Below are 18,568 nucleotides of genomic sequence, written 5' to 3'. Positions count from 1 at the left end.
GAGCGCTGAGGACGTGCGCCGGCGCGCCACCGACCCAGGCACACGATGCGAGACCCGCACTGACCGACCGGGGCCACGGGCGGGCGGGCGGGAAACCGCCCGCCGCAGGCGCAACGGACCCGCACATAAGCAACCCACCCGCACGGGAAAGGGCCGGGCCCCCGAGGGAAGCGATTCCCTGGGGGCCCGGCCCTATGGCGCTGCGGTCGCGCCAGCGACTAGTTGTCGTCCTCGTCGATCAAAAACCCACGCATCGGCGTCGGCGCCTGCTGCAGCGGCGCCGGCCCCTGCGGCCGCACCGGTGCCATCGGCTGCGTCATGGCCGGCGACATCTGCTGCTGGCCACCGTACGTCGGGTTCTGCCCGCCGACGCCGCCCATGCCCTGGTTGCCGTAGCTCTGGCCGCCACCCATGGTGCCGGCACCGGCCGTGGCCATGCCGCCCATGGTGCCGCCGCCCATGGTCCCGCCGCCCATCGTGCCGCCCATGCCACCGGAACCGGAGGAGAGGGAGGCGGCCGCGGGGGTGCGCGGCGGGGCGAGGGAGTCGTCGGCCTGGTTCTCCAGCTGACGCAGCTGGCTCTCCAGGTACGACTTCAGGCGGGTGCGGTACTCGCGCTCGAAGCCGCGCAGGTCCTCGACCTTGCGCTCCAGCGTGGCGCGGGCGGACTCCAGGGAGCCCATGGCCACGCGGTGCTTCTCCTGCGCGTCCCGCTCAAGGGCGTCGGCCTTGGCGCGGGCGTCGCGCTCCAGGCCCTCGGCGCGGCTGCGGGCCTCGCCGACGATCTTGTTCGCCTCGGCGCGTGCCTCGGCGATCGCCTGGTCGGCCGTCTGCTGGGCGAGCGAGAGCACACGGGCGGCGCTGTCGCCACCGGGGCCCTGCTGCTGCATCGGGTGACCGGGACCGCCCATGGGGTGCTGGCCCATCGGACCGGGGCCCATGGGACCGCCCTGCATGGGCTGACCCATCGGCTGGCCCATTTGCTGGCCCATCTGCCCCTGGCCCATCTGCCCCTGACCCATCGGACCCTGGCCCATCGGACCGGGGCCCATGGGGCCGCCCTGCATCGGACCCTGGCCCATCGGACCGGGGCCCTGCTGAGCGCTGGGCCCGGCGGGCAGGGCAAGGCCACTGCCGGGTCCCTGGGGACCGGGGCCACCCATCTGCTGGGGCGGCACCGGCTGCGGTCCGGATATGGCGGCGGGCACGGGAGCCCCGGGACCGCGGCCGTCCTGCGGCTCGGGCTTGCGCATGCCCTGCTGCTGGTTCTGGGCGGCGGCACGGGTCGCAGCGGCCAGCTTGGCCCGCAGGTCCTCGTTCTCGCGGAGCAGTCGGGTGAGTTCCGCCTCGACCTCGTCGAGGAAGGCGTCCACCTCGTCCTCGTCATAGCCTTCTCGGAGGCGGACGGTCGTGAACTGCTTGTTCCGCACGTCCTCGGGGGTCAGTGGCATCTCTTCACCTCAACGTGATCGTCGACATATCGGGAGCCCGCATCGGTCATCCTCGCAAGCCCCCTACGACGGTGAGCAGGATGTACACGATGATCATCAATACGAAGAAGGACAGGTCGAGCGCCACGCCCCCGAGACGTAGCGGCGGGATGAACCGCCGCAGAAGCTTGAGTGGCGGATCGGTGACAGTGTAGGTGGCCTCCAGGACGACCACCATGGGCCTCCCAGGCTGCCACGATCGGGCGAACTGGAAAACATAGTCCATCACCAACCGGAAGATCAGGACAAGCAGGAAGCACATGAGCGCGATCCACAGCACCTGGAGTGCGATGTCCATCGCGCTTCCCTCTCCCCTGCTCGTTCATGGGCCTCACGGCCGGTTTCGTACGGTTGCGTATCTCAGCTCTGATTGAAGAACCCGCCTTCGGCGATGCGGGCCTTGTCCTCCGCCGTGACATCGACGTTAGCAGGCGACAGGAGAAACACCTTCTGCGTCACCCGCTCGATGCTGCCGTGCAGCCCGAAGACCAGCCCGGCGGCAAAGTCGACAAGTCGCTTCGCGTCGGTGTCGTCCATCTCCGTCAGATTCATGATCACCGGCGTGCCCTCACGGAAGTGTTCCCCGATCGTACGGGCTTCGTTGTACGTCCGGGGGTGGAGTGTCGTGATCCGGTACGGCTCTCGTTCCGACACGACCTTAGGCATGATCACCGGTGCGTTCTTCTCCAGGCTATGGCGTTCTTGTGTGATGGATGCCACTGGGGCGATCCGGGGTTCCCGGGGGGCCGGGGCATGCACGATGCGTGCCGGTTCCTCCGGTTGTGTCTGATGTGGTGGCTGGTGGGACTGGTGCGGTCGGCGGGAGCGCTCCGGCTCGGGTTCCGGTTCGAACTCGTCGTCGGGATCGAAGCCCGGGCCGTCGTACCCGTCGTCCTCCACGAGGCCGAGGTAGACCGCCATCTTGCGCATCGCGCCGGCCATGCTCTGCGTCCTCTCAGCGGGGAAAGACCATATTTTTTGTGTGGTCGGACTTGTTTGGTGACGTTACCCGAGCCCGGTCCGGACTCCGAGTACCGCGCTACCGATGCGTACGTGTGTCGCACCGGCGGCGATGGCCCCTTCGAGGTCCGCGCTCATCCCTGCCGAGACCATGTTTGCAGCCGGATGGGCCGCGCGCAGGCAGGATGCGATTTCCGCCAGCCGATCGAAGGCGGCGCGGGGTTGACCCGCGTACGGCCCCGCCAGCGGTGCGACCGTCATCAGCCCGTCAAGGCGCAGCCCCGGGGCGGCGGCGACGGCCTCGGCGATCCCTTCGACGGCATCAGGTGCGATTCCGCCGCGGGAGCCCCGCGTTCCGGACTCGGCGTCCAGCGCGACCTGCACCAGGCAGCCCAGTTCGCGGTCCGCCCGCTCCGACTTCATGACGGCCGCGGAGAGCGCGTCGACCAGCCGGAGGCGGTCGACGGAGTGCACGACGTCCGCGTAGCGCACCACCGAGCGCACCTTGTTCGTCTGCAGCTGCCCCACGAAGTGCCAGGTCAGCAGCAGGTCGGCGCAGGCCTCGGCCTTGGGGGCGGCGTCCTGGTCGCGGTTCTCCGCCACCTCGCGGACGCCGAGACCGGACAGGATCCGCACGTCGCTCGCCGGGTAGGTCTTGGTGACCACGATCAAGGTCACCTCGTCCCGCGCCCGGCCGGCCGCCGCGCAGGCGGCGTCGATGCGCCGCTCGACCGCGGCCAGGTTCCCCGCCAGCTCGGCCCTTCGCTCTTGTGTACGGTCAGTCACTCGGTCCGTCCAGCCAGACATATCCCGCGAGCCGTCCGGTGGTCCGCTCGCGGCGGTACGAGAAGTGATCCCCGGACTCCATCGTACAAATATGGGATTTCTCACCCATCGGCACACCCAGTCGGGCGAGTTGGGCATGCACTCCGGTGGCGATGTCCAGGGAGGGGGTGCCCCAGCTGGTGGTGGCGCGGGCCTCGGGGACGGCGGCGGACACCTCGTCGCGCATCGCCTCGGGCACCTCGTAGCAGGAACCGCAGACCGAGGGCCCGGTCATCGCGGTGATCCGCTCCGCGCGGGCGCCGAGGCCGACCATGGCCTCGACCGCGGCGGGGACGACCCCGGCCAGCAGACCCGGGCGGCCTGCGTGGGCCGCGGCCACCACCCCGGCGTGCGCGTCGGCCATCAGAACGGGGACGCAGTCGGCGGTCAGCACCGCGAGGGCGAGCCCGGGCCGGGTGGTGACGACGGCGTCCACCTCCGGGACCCGGCCGTCGGCCCAGGGGGCGGCGACGACGGCGACGTCGTTGCCGTGCACCTGGTTCATCCACACCACGCGGGCGGGGTCGATGCCCAGTCCGCGGGCGGCGGCGTCGCGGTTGGCGAGGACGGCGGCGGGGTCGTCACCGACCGCGCCGCCGAGGTTGAGGCTGTCGTACGGAGCGGCGCTCACCCCGCCCCACCTGTCGGTGAAGGCGAAGTGGGCGCCGCCCGGACGTGCGTTGTTCAGCGTTATCACGTGCGGCTGTGCTTACTTCAGGAAGTCGGGTACGTCGAGTTCCTCGGCGGCGGTGTCCTGGTACGGACGCGCCGGGGGAACCTGCGGGGCGATCGGCTGGGCCGGGACCTCGGCGACCGGCTCCGCCTTCGGCTCCTCCTCACGCTGGGTGACGCTGCCCAGGCCGCTGAAGGCCGGGCGGGCCGGCTCGGCCGGCGGGGTGGCCTGACGGGCCGGGGCCGGGGAGGAGTTCTCCTCGCGGGAGGGGGACGAGTAGGAGCCGAGCACCTTGTCGCGGTTGCGGGTCGGCGGCTGCCCGCCGTCGAAGCCGGCCGCGATGACGGTGACCCGGACCTCGTCGCCCAGGGCGTCGTCGATGACCGCACCGAAGATGATGTTGGCCTCGGGGTGGGCCGCCTCGCTGACCAGCTGGGCCGACTCGTTGATCTCGAACAGACCGAGGTCCGAGCCGCCGGAGATGGAGAGCAGCACGCCCCGGGCGCCGTCGATGGACGCCTCCAGCAGAGGCGAGGAAATGGCCATCTCGGCGGCGGCGACCGCGCGGTCGTCCCCGCGGGCCGAGCCGATGCCCATGAGGGCCGAACCCGCCTCGGACATCACGGACTTCACGTCGGCGAAGTCGAGGTTGATCAGGCCGGGGGTGGTGATCAGGTCGGTGATGCCCTGGACACCGGAGAGCAGCACCTGGTCCGCGGAGCGGAAGGCGTCCAGCACGCTCACCTGGCGGTCCGAGATGGACAGCAGCCGGTCGTTGGGGATCACGATGAGGGTGTCGACCTCGTCGCGCAGCCCGGCGATGCCGTCCTCGGCCTGGTTGGCCCGGCGGCGTCCCTCGAAGGTGAAGGGGCGGGTCACCACACCGATGGTGAGGGCACCCAGCGAGCGGGCGATGTTGGCCACGACGGGCGCGCCGCCGGTGCCGGTGCCGCCACCCTCGCCCGCGGTGACGAAGACCATGTCGGCGCCCTTGAGCACCTCTTCGATCTCCTCGCGGTGGTCCTCTGCGGCCTTGCGGCCGACGTCGGGGTTGGCGCCGGCACCGAGTCCACGAGTGAGCTCCCGGCCGACGTCCAGCTTGACGTCGGCGTCGCTCATGAGCAGGGCCTGTGCATCGGTGTTGATCGCGATGAACTCGACGCCCTTGAGACCGACCTCGATCATCCTGTTGATGGCGTTCACGCCACCGCCGCCGATGCCGACGACCTTGATGACTGCGAGGTAGTTCTGCGGTGCTGCCACGTCGAAGGCCTCTCGCCTCGAGTTACGTATACCTGTGGGGACGGTCGGGAAGGCCGGCCGATCCGAACCCTAACCCTGAGGTTTAGGGTTACCAGTATGTCTGTCCCGCACTGTCGTTGGGACAGGACACTAAATCGACAAGCGGTTCGCGTTCAACGAACACGCCGAACCTCCCGCTTTTCTTTTGACCCTATGTGATCACGCCAGAGCCGGACCAACCAGGGTGTCGAACAGAAGGCTGGGACGTCAACCGTCCGACGCGGCAGGGGATGTTGGGGCACTCACGTCGAAGAACTCGGCATCCCGCTCGACTTTCATCAGCGCCGTGAGGGCAACCGCTTTCTCCGCCCCTTGATCCGCGCTCCCCCACATCACCGCACGCCCGCGGGTCAGTTCGACCTTAATGTCGTCATATGAGCGCACATCGATGAGCTGTGCGTCCCGGTATGCGACCTTCGGCAGGTCCGCGGCGACCTGAACCGCGGCCGCCAATAGACGCTTTGTACCGAAAAGTCGATAGCTCGCGGAGCCGCGGTCGGGCCGCAATTCGATGATGGGCACACCCTTCAGGGGAGTGTCCCGCTCGTCGAACCGGAAGCCGTCCGCGTCGACTTCGATGAAGTACCCGTCACCTTTCACCAGGGCGGCGGGAGTTCGCTCCGTCACTTTCAGCGTGATCGTGTGCGGCCACGAACGCTCCACTTCCACCGCGGAGATGCGCGGCAGCCGCGCCTTCAGCCGGCGGGCGATCACGTCCGTGTCCACGGAAACCAGCGGCCCGTTGAGCGGGACCTGCGCGGCGTCGCGCACCTCGTCGGGGTAGAGCACCTCGGTGCCCGTGACGCGGACGTGCGTCGCGCGCAGCCAGGCGGAGCCGTACAGCAGCCAGGTGCCGGTGCCGCCCAGCACGGTGGCCGCGGCGAGCGCCGTCAGGACGATGACGCGCCGGCTCCGCCGCGGCGGGCGCTCGGTCCCACCGTCCTGCTCGCCGGCCGCCTCGACGGTCGTCGGTACGGCCACGTTCGCCTCCGGGGTCGTCGCAACTGCCTTCCGCTTCCGGGCAGGCTAGTCGTCGTGCTGGGTGCCCGGGCGGCCGCGCGCCGCCGGGCGGGCCGGGCCACCTCCCCCGTGACCCCAACGGAGCACGGGCCACCCCCGGCGCGGTCCGCAGGGGGTGGCGGCGGTGCCCGGCCGGCACCGGGGTTCAGCCGCGGCGGGCGGCGATCGCCTCGTGGACCATGCCGACGAGCAGTTCGTCGGCGTGCGGACGGCCGAACTCGGCCGCGGCCCGCGACATTTCATACAGTCGGTGCGGATCGGTCAGGACCGGCAGCACATTGCCGAGCACCCACTCCGCGCTCAGGTCCGCGTCGTCAACAATGACGCCGCCGCCCGCCTTGACGACCGGCTGCGCGTTCAGCCGCTGCTCTCCGTTGCCGATCGGCAGCGGGACGTACGCGGCCGGCAGGCCCACGGCGGAGAGCTCGGCGACGGTCATGGCGCCGGCCCGGCAGAGCATCATGTCGGCGGCCGCGTAGGCGAGGTCCATCCGGTCCAGGTAGGGGACCGGGATGTACTGCGGCATGCCGGGCATGTTGTCGGCGTGCGGAAGCTCGTTCTTCGGGCCGACCGCGTGCAGGATCTGGACGCCGGACTGCTGCAGGCGCGGGGCGACGGAGGCGATGACCTCGTTGAGCCGCCGGGCGCCCTGGGAGCCTCCGGAGACCAGCAGCGTCGGCAGGCTCGGGTCGAGGCCGAAGGCGGCACGCGCCTCCGCGCGGACCGCGGCGCGGTCGAGGGTCGCGATGGACCGGCGCAGCGGGATGCCGACGTAGCGGGAGTGCCGGAGCTTGCTGTCCGGGGTGCTCACGGCCACGTAGCTGGTGTAGCGGGAGCCGATCTTGTTGGCGAGGCCCGGACGCGCGTTGGCCTCGTGCACCACGATCGGCACGCCGAGCCGCTTGGCGGCCAGGTAACCGGGCAGGGCGACGTAGCCGCCGAAACCGACGAGCGCGTCGGCCTTGGTGCGCTCGAGGATCTGCTCGGCGGCCTTGATGGTGCCGCGCAGCCGCCCTGGGACGGTGATCAGCTCGGGGGTGGGCTTGCGCGGCAGCGGAACGGCGGGGATGAGCGCCAGCTCGTAGCCGCGTTCCGGCACCAGCCGGGTCTCCAGACCCCGCTCGGTCCCGAGTGCCGTGATCCCCACGGTCGGGTCCTGCCTGCGCAGGGCGTCGGCGAGCGCGAGCGCGGGCTCGATGTGGCCGGCGGTCCCCCCACCGGCGAGTACGACATGCACCGAAATTCACCGCTCTCCGGACGGCCGCCGTCTGACGAACCGCCTCATCGTCCGTGTCATTGCCCCCGGCCAGTAGCCGGGCCCCCGCGCGTTGAGCGCCGCTCGCGCGCCGGGCTCGCTCCTCGCGAAGGAGATGAGCAGCCCGATCGCGAACATGGTCGGCAGGAGGGCCGAGCCCCCGTAGGAGAACAGCGGGAGCGGGACACCGGCGATCGGCAGCAGGCCGAGCACCGCACCGATGTTGACCACGAACTGCGCCGTGATCCACGTCGTCACGCCTCCCGCGGCAAACCTGACGAAGGCGTCCTCCGTTCGACCGGCCACGCGGATACCCGCATAGCCTAGAGCCGCGAAGAGGACGAGTACCGACAGCGTGCCCGTCAGCCCCAGTTCCTCCCCGGTCACGGCGAAGATGAAGTCGGTGTGCGGTTCGGGCAGTTGGCCCCATTTCTCCACGCTCGCACCGAGTCCGGAACCGAACCATCCGCCCGAGGCGAGGGCGTAGATCCCGTGCACTGCCTGCCAGCAGCCGCCACCGGGAGTGACGTCGGTGGCGCCGATGCAGGCCAGCCGCTCCATGCGGTTGCCGCTGGTCTTGATCAGCAGGAAGCCGATCACCCCCGCGACGCCCAGCACCCCCGCGAAGAGCCGGGTGGGGGCGCCGGCGATCCACAGCAGGCCGAACAGGATCGCGGTGAGGATGATCGCGGTGCCCATGTCACCGCCGAGCATGATCAGGCCCAGCAGCAGGAAGGCCACCGGCACCAGCGGGATCAGCAGGTGCTTCCACTGGACGAGGAGCTTCAGGTCCTCCTTGCGGGCCAGCAGGTCCGCGCCCCACAGGACGAGCGCGAGCTTGCCGAACTCACTGGGCTGCAGCTGGAACGGGCCACCGAGGTAGAGCCAGTTCTGGTTGCCGTTGACGGACTGCCCTATCCCCGGCACCTGGACCAGGGCCATGAGGAACACCGAGCCGACGAGCAGCGGGTAGGACAGCCCGCGGTGCAGCCGTACCGGCACCCGCGAGGCCGCCACGAGCAGGCCGGTGCCGAGCACGGCGGCGAACAGCTGCTTGCGGAAGTAGTACGTGGACGGCAGCCCGTACTCCAGTGCCTTGATCTGCGAGGCGGAGAAGACCATCACCAGGCCGAGCACGGTGATCAGCAGGCTGCTGCCGAGGATGACGTAGTACGCGGTCAGCGGGCGGTCCCAGGCCCGCATGGCGCGGTCCAGGACGACCCTGGCGCCGCGCAGCGCGCTGCCGCGCGATGCCTTCCCACCGGTCGCGCGGGCCCCGCGAGCGGCCGCCCCGGGACGGGACGGAGCCGCCCGCGGAGGGCGGGCGGGCGCCTTCAGGGCGTTGCGGGAACGAGAACCGGAGGCGTCGCCGTGGTCGGCTGCCGTCATGTCCCCTCCTAGGTCGCGGTGCGGGCCGGAGCGGGTCCGGCTACTGCCCGGCGCCGGGCGCCCGCAGATCCCGTACGGCCTCCGCGAAGGCGTTTCCGCGAGCCTTGTAGTTCGCGAACATGTCCATCGAGGCGCAGGCCGGCGCCAGGAGCACCGTGTCCCCCGGGTGGGCGAGGTCCCGCGCGGCGTGGACGGCCGCCGCCATCGCCCCAGTGTCGGTGCGGTCGAGCTCGACGACCGGGACCTCGGGGGCGTGTCGCGCGAGCGCTTCACGGATGAGGGCGCGGTCGGCCCCCATCAACACGGCGCCGCGCAGCCGCTTGGCCGCGGCCGTGACCAGCTCGTCGAACGTGGCGCCCTTGGCGAGGCCGCCGCCGATCCAGACGATGTGCTCGTACGCGGCGAGGGAGGCCTCCGCGGCGTGGGTGTTGGTGGCCTTGGAGTCGTCGACGTAGTCCACGTCGTCGATCCGGTCCACGTGGGCGATGCGGTGGGCGTCCGGCCGGAAGGCGCGCAGGCCGTCCCGGACGGCGGCCGGCGCGACGCCGAACGCGCGGGCGAGGGCGGCCGCCGCCAGGGCGTTGGCGATGTTGTGCGGCGCCGGCGGGTGCACGTCGGAGACCTCGGCCAGCTCCTGGGCGTTCTTGTGCCGCTCGGGCGCGAAGGCCCGGTCGACCAGGATGCCGTCGACGACCCCGAGCTCCGAGGGGCGGGGGCTGCCGAGGCCGAAGCCGATCGCGCGGCAGCCCTCCTCGACGTCGGCCTCGCGCACCAGTGCCTCGGTGGCCGGGTCGGCGAGGTTGTAGACGCAGGCGACCTTGTTGCCCTCGTAGATACGGCCCTTGTCGGCGGCGTAGGCGGCCATGGAGCCGTGCCAGTCGAGGTGGTCGGGGGCGAGGTTGAGGACCGCGGCCGAGTGCGGACGGACCGAGGGGGCCCAGTGCAGCTGGTAGCTGGACAGCTCCACGGCGAGGACGTCGTACTCCTCGCCGGACAGGACGACCTCCAGGACCGGCGTGCCGATGTTGCCGACCGCCGCGGTACGCAGGCCCGCCGCGGTCAGGATCGAGGCGAGCATCTGCACGGTGGTCGTCTTGCCGTTGGTGCCGGTGACCGCGAGCCAGGGCGCCGCCCCGGGGCCGCGCAGCCGCCACGCCAGCTCCACGTCGCCCCAGACGGGCACGCCCGCGGCCGCGGCGGCCGTGAAGAGCGGGCTGGCGGGCGGCCAGCCGGGCGAGGTGACGATCAGTTCGGTGCCCTCGGGCAGGGTCCGGCCGTCCCCGAGCCGGACGGTGACGCCCAGTGCCTCCAGTTCGGCGGCCTGCGCCCGGGCCGGCTCGTCGTCGCCGTCGTTGACGACCGTGACGCGGGCCCCCAGGGCGTGCAGCGCCCTGGCGGCGGGCACGCCCGAGACGCCCAGGCCGGCGACGGTGACCCGGCGGCCCGGCAGGCCGAGCCGCCCGGCCGCCTCGACGGCGGCCGGCGGAGGTCCGTCCTGACGGGGGCCGGGTTCCTGCCCGGGGGCCGGGGTCACTGCGCGGCCACCCAGCCCGCGTAGAAGAGACCGAGGCCGACGGCCATGCACATGCCCTGGATGATCCAGAAGCGGACCACGACCAGGACCTCGCTCCAGCCCTTGAGCTCGAAGTGGTGCTGCAGCGGCGCCATGCGGAAGACGCGCTTGCCGGTCAGGCGGAAGGAGCCGACCTGGATGACCACGGAGAGGGTGATCAGGACGAAGAGGCCGCCCAGGATCGCCAGCAGCAGTTCGGTGCGGGAGCAGATGGCCAGACCGGCCAGGGCGCCGCCGAGCGCGAGGGAGCCGGTGTCACCCATGAAGATCTTGGCCGGCGAGGTGTTCCACCACAGGAAGCCGAAGCAGGCGCCCATGAGCGCGGCGGCCACGACCGCGAGATCGAGCGGATGCGGTACGTCGTAACAGCCGGGTCCCGCGGTGATGACGTTGGAGCAGGACTGGCCGTACTGCCAGACGCCGATGACGGTGTAGGAGGCGAAGACCATCACCGAGGCGCCGGTGGCCAGGCCGTCCAGGCCGTCGGTGAGGTTCACGCCGTTCGACATCGCGAGGATCATGAACAGCGCCCAGATCACGAAGATCACCGGGCCCAGCGACCAGCCGAAGTCCTGGGTGAAGGACAGCCGGGTGGAGGCCGGGGTGACACCGCGGGAGTCGGCGAACTGCAACGACAGCACCGCGAAGGTGATGCCGACGATCAGCTGGCCCGCCATCTTCGCCTTGGCCCGCAGACCGAGGCTGCGCTGCTTCACGATCTTGATGTAGTCGTCCAGGAAACCGACCACGCCCAGGCCCGTGAAGAGGAAGAGCACCAGCACGCCGGAGATCGTCGGGCGCTCCGAGGTGATGACCTTGGTGAGCGCGTACGCGACGAGCGTGGCCAGGATGAAGGCGATGCCGCCCATGGTGGGCGTACCGCGCTTGCTGTGGTGCTCCTTCGGGCCGTCGTCGCGGATGAACTGCCCGTAGCCCTTGCGGGCCAGCAGCTTGATCAGCATCGGGGTGCCGATGAGGGACAGGAACAGCCCGAGCACGCCCGAGACCAGGATCTGGTTCATTACTGAGCGCCCCCGCCCTCGACGCCGTCGAGCAGCGCGAGTGCGACCCGCTCCAGGCCGACCGCCCTCGATGCCTTCACCAGCACGACGTCCCCCGGACGCAGTTCACTGCGCAACAGGTCGATCGCCGCCTCAGCGTCGGACACGTGCACCGACTCCTCACCCCACGAACCCTCGTTGTAGGCGCCCATTTGCACCCAGGCGGCCGCCTGGCCGCCGACTGCCACGAGCTTGCTGACGTTGAGCCGGACGGCGAGCCGTCCGACAGCGTCGTGCTCCGCGAGGGCCTCCCCGCCGAGCTCCGCCATCTCGCCCAGCACCGCCCACGTGCGTCCCCCGCGTGCCTCGGCGGCACGCCCCATGGCCGCGAGCGCGCGCAGGGCGGCTCGCATGGATTCGGGGTTCGCGTTGTAGGCGTCGTTCACGACCGTCACGCCGTCCGGCCGTTCGACGACCTCCATGCGCCAGCGGGACAGCGTCCCCGCCTCGGAGAGCGCGGTGGCGATCTCGTCGACGGGCATGCCGAGTTCACGGGCTACGGCGGCCGCGGCAAGCGCGTTCGACACGTGGTGCTCACCGTACAGGCGCAAGGTCACTTCGCTGCACCCGGTAGGTGTTGTGAGCGTGAAGACCGCCTGACCTCGGTCGTTGAGGCGGACGTTCTCGGCGCGGACGTCGGCGTCGGCGGACTCGCCGAACAGCACGACGCGCGCGTTGGTGCGGGATGACATGGCGCGTACGAGGGGATCGTCCGCATTCAGCACCGCCACGCCGCCGTCGGCGGCGTCCGGCAGCGCCTCGACGAGCTCGCCCTTGGCCTGGGCGATCTGCTCGCGGCCGCCGAACTCGCCGATGTGGGCGGTGCCGACGTTGAGGACGACGCCGATCCGCGGCGGGGTCAGCTCGGTGAGGTAGCGGATGTGGCCGATGCCGCGGGCGCCCATCTCCAGCACCAGGTGCCGGGTGGAGGCGTCGGCGCGCAGCGCGGTCAGCGGCAGGCCGATCTCGTTGTTGAGGGAGCCGGGCGTCCAGACGGTCGGAGCCAGCCGCTTGAGCACCTGCGCGATGAGGTCCTTGGTGCTGGTCTTGCCCGCCGATCCGGTCAGCGCCACGAGGGTCGCGCCGAGCCGTTCGATGACGTGCGCGGCCAGTGCGCCGAGGGCGAGCTGGACGTCGTCCACGACGATCGCGGGCACGCCGACCGGCCGGGCGGCCAGCACGGCCACCGCCCCGGCCGCGACGGCCTGCTCCGCGTAGTCGTGACCGTCCACGCGCTCGCCCTGGAAGGCCACGAACAGGCCGCCCGGCGCCACCTTGCGGGAGTCGATCTCCACGGACCCGGTGACGGGCACCGCAGGGTCCGGTATGTCGTGCGTGCTCCCGCCGACCGCGTGTGCGACCTCGGCGAGGGTGAGTGGGATCACAGCTGGTCCTGGTCCTTCTCCTGTGCTGGTGTGGCGGCGGCCCGTTCGATGGCCGCGCGCAGCACTTCTCGGTCGTCGAAGGGGCGTACCACTCCGGCGATGTCCTGGCCCTGCTCATGGCCCTTGCCGGCCACCAGTACGGTGTCGTCCGGCCGGGCCAGGGCGACGGCGGTCGCGATGGCCGCCGCCCGGTCGGGTTCGACGACGACATGACCCCGCTCGTGCGCGGGGACCCCGGCCGCTCCCGCCAGCATCGCGGTGAGGATCGCGAGCGGGTCCTCGGAGCGGGGGTTGTCGGAGGTCAGCACGGCCGTGTCGGCCAGCCGTGCCGCTGCGGCGCCCATCGGCCCGCGTTTGGTCTCGTCGCGGTCCCCGCCGCAGCCGAGGACGATGTGCAGGCTGCCCTTGGTGACCTTGCGCAGGGCCCGCAGCACCGACTCCACGGCGTCGGTCTTGTGGGCGTAGTCGACGACCGCGAGGTACGGCTGCCCCGCGTCGACCCGCTCCAGCCGGCCCGGGACGCCCGGGACGGCCGCGACGCCCTGGGCGGCCTTCTGCGGGTCGATCCCGGCCACCGCCAGGGCGGTGATCGCGGCGAGCGCGTTGGCGACGTTGAAGGGCCCGGGAATGGGCGAGGAGGCCTCGATCCGCACGCCGTCCGGGCCCACCACGGTGAAGGTGGAGCGCAGCGGCCCGGTCACGACGTGCTCGGCGCGCCAGTCGGCGTCCGGGTGGCCCTCGGCGGAGAAGGTGGTCACCGGGACCCGGGACTCGCGCACCAGGCGGCGGCCGTACTCGTCGTCGACGTTGACCACCCCGGCCTTGCTGCGGCGCGGGGTGAACAGCTGCGCCTTGGCCTGGAAGTAGTCCTCCATGCCCGAGTGGAACTCCATGTGCTCGGGGCTGAGGTTGTTGAAGACGGCGACGTCGAAGACCGCGCCGTCCACCCGGCCCAGCACCAGGGCGTGGCTGGAGACCTCCATGACCAGGGCCTCGATCCCGCGCTCGCGCATCACCGCGAAGAGCGCCTGCAGGTCCGTGGCCTCGGGGGTGGTGCGCTCGCTCTTGAGCCGCTCGTCGCCGATCCGCGACTCGACCGTGCCGATCAGGCCGGTCCGGTCCCCGTGGACGGCGCGCAGGCCGCCCTCGATGAGGTAGGCGGTGGTGGTCTTGCCGGAGGTGCCGGTGATCCCGATCTGCAGCAGGGCCTCACCCGGGCGGCCGTAGATCTCGGCGGCCAGGTCGCCCATCCTGGACCGGGGGTCCTCGACCGTCAGCACCGGCAGGCCGGTCGCGGCGGCGCGCCCGGCGCCCGCCGGGTCGGTGAGGACCGCCGCGGCCCCCAGTTCGGCCGCCTGAGGGGCGAAGTCGGCCCCGTGGAAGCGGGCGCCGGGCAGCGCGGCGTACAGGTCGCCGGGGCGGACGGCCCGCGAGTCGTGCGTGATCCCGGTGACCGGGGCGGCACCGGGTGCGGGGGGCTCCACGCCCAGCCGCGCGGCCAGTTCCGCGGGCGGTACGGGCCGGACCCGGGTGGGGCGGGGTGCGCCCGGCTGCCTCTGTTCGGAGTTGGGGGACTGATCAGCGAGTGACACGGCCGTGAGAGTACCCGCCGGGCCGGGCTCCGGGCCAAAAGCCCCTCGCCGGGCTTCCGGCCTGCCGCTTCCTCCGGTACGGTCCGCGTGCGCGGGGCTACCGCCCGTACCTGCCGCTGTGGGGTCGTGTCCGTTCACGGCCGCCGTTCCTTCCTCCCCTGCTCGCCGGTCACGGCTTCGAGGGGTCCCACTCGACCGGCAGGTTCGGGGCCTTGATTCCGCTCGGCGCCACCTGCAGGGACTTCAGGGCGAACTCCATGACCCGCTTGAACACCGGGCCGCAGATCTGACCACCGAAATAACTGCCGCGGGTCGGGTTCTGGATCACGCACGACACGGTCAGCCGCGGGTCGTCGGCGGGGGCGAACCCCATGAACGAGGCCGTGTAGCCACTGTAGGTGCCCGTTTCCGGGTCCACCCGGTTGGCCGTGCCGGTCTTGCCCGCGACGCGGTACCCCGCGATCCGGGCCTTGGTGCCGGTGCCCTGCTCGTCGCCGACCACGGACTCCAGCATGGTGGAGAGCGTCCTGGCGGTCTTCGCGCTGACCACCCGGGTCCGTGCCGGATCCGGGGACGGTACGAAGCGGCCGTCCGGGCCGGTCGTGCCGCGCACCAGGCTGGGCTCGACCCGTACCCCTCCGTTGGCGATCGTCGAGTAGACCGAGGTGGCCTGCAGCGCGTTGAGCGACAGGCCCTGCCCGAAGGGGATGGTGTACTGCTGGGACGCGTTCCACTGGTCCGGCCTCGCCAGGATGCCGGGCGTCTCGCCGGGGAAACCGACTCCCGTGGGCCGCCCGATGCCGAATTTCCTCAGATATGAGTAGAGGACGCGGTTGGCCTGCTTCTGGTTCTTGCCAAGCTGCTCGGCGGCCAGGATCGTGCCGATGTTGCTGGACTTGGCGAGGACGCCGTTCAGGGTCAGGTGCCAGGTGCCGTGGTCCACGTCGTCGTGGAAGACCCGGTCGGCGCGCGGCAGGGTGCCGGGCACCGTGACGTGGGTTTCGGGGGCGGCCACGCCCTCGTCGAGGACCGCGGCCATGGACATCAGCTTGCTGACACTGCCGGGCTCGTACGCGTCCTGCAGGGCGGCGTTGCCGAGGGCGGTGGGGTCGGCCCGGGTCAGGTCGTTGGGGTCAAAGCCGGGGGCGTTGGCCATGGCCAGCACCTGCCCGGTGCGGGTGTCCTGGACGATCACGTAGCCGCGGTCGGCGTCGGACGCCCGCACCTGCCGGGTGATCGCCCGCTGGGCGGCCCACTGGATGTCCCGGTCCAGCGTCAGCTCCACGTTGGTGCCGGGTTCCGCGGCGCGCTCCTGCACACTGGCGGTCGGCACCCGCCGGCCGCCGGACTGGGCGTAGGTGACGGTGCCGTCCTTGCCCGCGAGCGCCTTCTGCAGGCGGCTCTCCAGGCCGCCGCCGCCCGCGCCGGCGGCGTTCACCCAGCCGATCACGCCCGCCGCGAGGTCACCCGCGGGGTAGACACGCTTGGCGTGCCGGAGCCGGAAGACCCCGGCGAGGTAGTTGACGCCGTCGCCCTTGTCGGCCCGGTCGGCGAGCGCGCCCTGCAGGTCCTTGATCTGGTTCCAGACCTGCGGCGACTGCTGCCGGGCGATGATCTCGTTGCGGGACCCGGGGTAGTTGGCGAGCTGCCTCGCGATCTTCTTCTCGTCCCCGTCGACGATCGGCGCGAGCAGTTCGGCCGCGCGCGCCGGGGCGTCCTCGGCCTTCGCGTACTTGGGGGTGAAGAGCATCGGGTCGGCCGTGATGTCGTACGCGTCGACGGTGGTGGCCAGGTCGACCCCGTTCCGGTCGGTGATCGTCCCGCGCTCGGCGGCGAGGGTCACCTTGACGTTCCGGTTGACCTCGGCCTTGGCGGCGTACGTCGCGGCGTCCACGGCCTGCACCTGAAAGAGCCGGATGACGAAGGTCAGCATCACCAGGGTCAGCGCGAAGCTGACCAGCCGCAGGCGCGGACGCGGCCGCCCCAGACGCAGCAGCGGGGAACCGGACGGGGCGACCGGGCGCGAGGGCCTGCGTCGCGGCGGTACGGAGGCGCGGCCGGCCCGGTCCCGGGCGGCGGCGTCGCGTCCGCGTCCGCCGGCCGGCCTGCGGGCGCCGGGGGTACGGCTGTGGGCCACGCTGGAGGTGCCCACGCCCTCCTGGCGCGGGGTGGGCCTGCGGGCGCGCGGGTCGCGGCCCGTCACGCGGGCGGCGCGGGCGGCGTCCTCGCGCGGCCGGGCGCCGCGTGCGGCGGGCTGGCGTGCCCCCGCCTGCTGACCGGGCGTGGTCCTCCGCCGGGGCTCCCCGGCCTCGCCGCCGCGTGCGCGGGCTCCGTCGTCGCCTTCGCGTCCCCGGGGCACCTGCCGGCGCCGGGGGGCGGCCCCGCCGCCGTCACCGCGCTCGCCGCGCCCCGGGGCGCCGCGCTCCGGACGGCCGGCGCCTTTGTCCCGGTCGGCCCGGTCGGCCCGGTCACGCCGCTCGCCCCGCTCCCCCCGGTCGCGTGGCGGCTCCCCGTCACGGGTCACCACGCTCCGGCACCTTCCCGGCCGGCCGGACGGGCGGATCGGGGCGGGCGGAGGGCACGGGGCCCCGGAGCTGCGGTCACGGGGTCTCCTTCGGACTCGTGCTGGGCTTGGCGGACGGCGTCGGGCCCAGGGAGGCGGCCGCGGAACCGCTGGGCGCGATGGTGGCGGGCGCCGTGCTCGGGCTGGGCGCCGGAACGTACGGCGCGGCACCGGGACTGCCGAGGACGGTGCCGTCGGGGGCGAGGAAGGCCGGGTTGCCGCCGGGGACCATGCCCAGCTCGCGGGCCTGCTCGTCCAGCGCGTCCGGCGCCGAGTAGCGGTCGACCTCCTGCTGCAGCGCCTGCTCCTCGTCGGTGTACTGGGTGGTCTTCTTCTGCAGCTCGCTGAGCTTGAAGGAGTCCCGGTTCACCGCCGAGTTGAGCAGCAGCAGGGTGATCAGACCGCCGCCCAGCAGCAGCACGATCAGCAGGACGAAGGGCGAGCGCGCCGCCGAGGTCCGCCTCACGTCAGGGCCTCGCGGATCCGCTGGGCGCCGCGCAGACGGGCCGGGGCGGCCCGGCGGTTGGCGGCGATCTCGTCCTCCGTGGGCAGTTCGGCGCCGCGGGTGAGCAGCTTGAGCCGCGGCTGGTACTGCTCCGGCACCACGGGCAGCCCGGGCGGCGCCGTGGTGGCCGCGCCGGCCGCGAGGACGCCCTTGACCAGGCGGTCCTCCAGGGAGTGGTAGGAGAGGACGACGATCCGGCCGCCCACGGCGAGCGCCGCCACGGCCGCCGGGATCGCCCGCTCCAGCACCGTCAGCTCTCCGTTGACCTCGATGCGCAGCGCCTGGAAGGTGCGCTTGGCCGGGTTGCCGCCGGTCCGCTTGGCGGCCTGCGGCAGCGCCTCGCGGATCAGCTCGACCAGCCGGGCGCTGGTGGTGAAGGGCTCGCGCTCACGCTCGCGGACGACCGCCTCCACGATCTTGCGGGCGAACTTCTCCTCGCCGTATTCGCGCAGCACCCGCACCAGCTCGCCCGGCGGATAGGTGTTGAGGACCTCGGCGGCGCTGATGCCGGCGGTCTGGTTCATGCGCATGTCCAGTGGCGCGTCCTGGGCGTAGGCGAAGCCGCGGTCGGCCTCGTCCAGCTGCATGGAGGAGACGCCGAGGTCGAACAGGACGCCCTGCACCTTGGGGACGCCGAGACGCTCCAGGACCTCGGGGATCTCGTCGTAGACCGCGTGCACGAGGGTGGCCCGGTCCCCGTACGGTGCGAGCCGCTCACCGGCGAGCTTGAGCGCGGCGGGGTCGCGGTCGACGGCGACCAGCCGGACCTCGGGGAACCGCCGCAGCAGTGCCTCGCTGTGCCCGCCGAGGCCGAGGGTGGCGTCCACGACCACGGCGCCCGGCGTGCCGACGGCGGGGGCCAGCATGTCCAGGCAGCGGTCGAGCATGACCGGGACGTGGCGTGGCTCGGACGGGGTGGTGCTCATGAAGCCCTTCTCATCTGCTCGCGGGGACGTACCACTGGGTCCCCGCCCG

At 72.2% G+C, this 18,568-nt stretch carries 16 protein-coding genes; all 16 read right to left on the bottom strand.

Annotated features, from left to right (window positions below):
• Window positions 1–218: 218 nt before the first annotated feature.
• On the bottom strand, window positions 219–1,451 hold the full coding sequence (locus ACFW3D_RS25290; RefSeq protein WP_500507342.1) for a DivIVA domain-containing protein: 1,233 nt from the start codon (window positions 1,449–1,451) through the stop codon (window positions 219–221).
• Between the two features lie 46 nt (window positions 1,452–1,497).
• A complete protein-coding gene (locus ACFW3D_RS25285; RefSeq protein ID WP_500507340.1) occupies window positions 1,498–1,788 on the bottom strand; it encodes a YggT family protein in 291 nt (96 codons plus the stop codon).
• A gap of 62 nt (window positions 1,789–1,850) precedes the next feature.
• Window positions 1,851–2,432 (bottom strand): cell division protein SepF, encoded by a 582-nt coding sequence (locus tag ACFW3D_RS25280; protein ID WP_319160541.1) that lies wholly within the window; start codon window positions 2,430–2,432, stop codon window positions 1,851–1,853.
• A 63-nt stretch (window positions 2,433–2,495) separates the two neighbouring features.
• Window positions 2,496–3,257 (bottom strand): YggS family pyridoxal phosphate-dependent enzyme, encoded by a 762-nt coding sequence (locus tag ACFW3D_RS25275; RefSeq protein ID WP_500507338.1) that lies wholly within the window; start codon window positions 3,255–3,257, stop codon window positions 2,496–2,498.
• Window positions 3,229–3,963 (bottom strand): peptidoglycan editing factor PgeF, encoded by a 735-nt coding sequence (gene pgeF / locus ACFW3D_RS25270; RefSeq protein ID WP_500507356.1) that lies wholly within the window; start codon window positions 3,961–3,963, stop codon window positions 3,229–3,231. The genes ACFW3D_RS25275 and pgeF overlap by 29 nt, the downstream gene beginning before the upstream one ends.
• A gap of 21 nt (window positions 3,964–3,984) precedes the next feature.
• Entirely contained in the window at window positions 3,985–5,211 is a 1,227-nt protein-coding gene (gene ftsZ, locus ACFW3D_RS25265) for a cell division protein FtsZ (RefSeq protein ID WP_500507336.1), read from the bottom strand.
• A gap of 246 nt (window positions 5,212–5,457) precedes the next feature.
• The gene (locus ACFW3D_RS25260) at window positions 5,458–6,231 is read right to left on the bottom strand and encodes a cell division protein FtsQ/DivIB (RefSeq protein WP_500507334.1); all 774 of its coding nucleotides are present in this window, start codon (window positions 6,229–6,231) and stop codon (window positions 5,458–5,460) included.
• Window positions 6,232–6,415: 184 nt separating this feature from the next.
• On the bottom strand, window positions 6,416–7,507 hold the full coding sequence (gene murG / locus ACFW3D_RS25255; RefSeq protein WP_500507332.1) for an undecaprenyldiphospho-muramoylpentapeptide beta-N-acetylglucosaminyltransferase: 1,092 nt from the start codon (window positions 7,505–7,507) through the stop codon (window positions 6,416–6,418).
• Window positions 7,508–7,513: 6 nt separating this feature from the next.
• Window positions 7,514–8,914 (bottom strand): putative lipid II flippase FtsW, encoded by a 1,401-nt coding sequence (ftsW, locus tag ACFW3D_RS25250; RefSeq protein ID WP_500507330.1) that lies wholly within the window; start codon window positions 8,912–8,914, stop codon window positions 7,514–7,516.
• A gap of 40 nt (window positions 8,915–8,954) precedes the next feature.
• Window positions 8,955–10,364 (bottom strand): UDP-N-acetylmuramoyl-L-alanine--D-glutamate ligase, encoded by a 1,410-nt coding sequence (gene murD / locus ACFW3D_RS25245; RefSeq protein ID WP_500507354.1) that lies wholly within the window; start codon window positions 10,362–10,364, stop codon window positions 8,955–8,957.
• 80 nt (window positions 10,365–10,444) lie between these two features.
• Window positions 10,445–11,509, bottom strand: coding sequence for a phospho-N-acetylmuramoyl-pentapeptide-transferase (mraY, locus tag ACFW3D_RS25240; protein ID WP_361811110.1), 1,065 nt, complete (start codon window positions 11,507–11,509; stop codon window positions 10,445–10,447).
• Window positions 11,509–12,933, bottom strand: coding sequence for a UDP-N-acetylmuramoyl-tripeptide--D-alanyl-D-alanine ligase (locus tag ACFW3D_RS25235; protein WP_500507328.1), 1,425 nt, complete (start codon window positions 12,931–12,933; stop codon window positions 11,509–11,511). Before ACFW3D_RS25235 ends, mraY begins: the two co-directional genes overlap by 1 nt.
• On the bottom strand, window positions 12,930–14,525 hold the full coding sequence (locus ACFW3D_RS25230) for a UDP-N-acetylmuramoyl-L-alanyl-D-glutamate--2,6-diaminopimelate ligase (protein WP_500507326.1): 1,596 nt from the start codon (window positions 14,523–14,525) through the stop codon (window positions 12,930–12,932). The genes ACFW3D_RS25235 and ACFW3D_RS25230 overlap by 4 nt, the downstream gene beginning before the upstream one ends.
• 169 nt (window positions 14,526–14,694) lie before the next feature.
• Window positions 14,695–16,662, bottom strand: a complete 1,968-nt coding sequence (locus tag ACFW3D_RS25225) for a peptidoglycan D,D-transpeptidase FtsI family protein (protein ID WP_500507352.1) — start codon at window positions 16,660–16,662, stop codon at window positions 14,695–14,697.
• A 463-nt stretch (window positions 16,663–17,125) separates the two neighbouring features.
• Window positions 17,126–17,554 carry a cell division protein FtsL gene (gene ftsL / locus ACFW3D_RS25220; protein ID WP_500507324.1) on the bottom strand — a complete coding sequence of 143 codons (429 nt, stop codon included), beginning with the start codon at window positions 17,552–17,554 and terminating at the stop codon, window positions 17,126–17,128.
• Window positions 17,551–18,519 (bottom strand): 16S rRNA (cytosine(1402)-N(4))-methyltransferase RsmH, encoded by a 969-nt coding sequence (gene rsmH, locus ACFW3D_RS25215; RefSeq protein WP_500507322.1) that lies wholly within the window; start codon window positions 18,517–18,519, stop codon window positions 17,551–17,553. The genes ftsL and rsmH overlap by 4 nt, the downstream gene beginning before the upstream one ends.
• Window positions 18,520–18,568: the final 49 nt, after the last annotated feature.

Origin of the sequence: Streptomyces sp. NPDC058864, from assembly GCF_042742985.1 — a bacterium.
GTDB lineage: Bacteria > Actinomycetota > Actinomycetes > Streptomycetales > Streptomycetaceae > Actinacidiphila.
The sequence above is the reverse complement of the archived record's forward strand: the minus strand, read 5'-3'. Positions and strand labels throughout refer to the sequence as shown.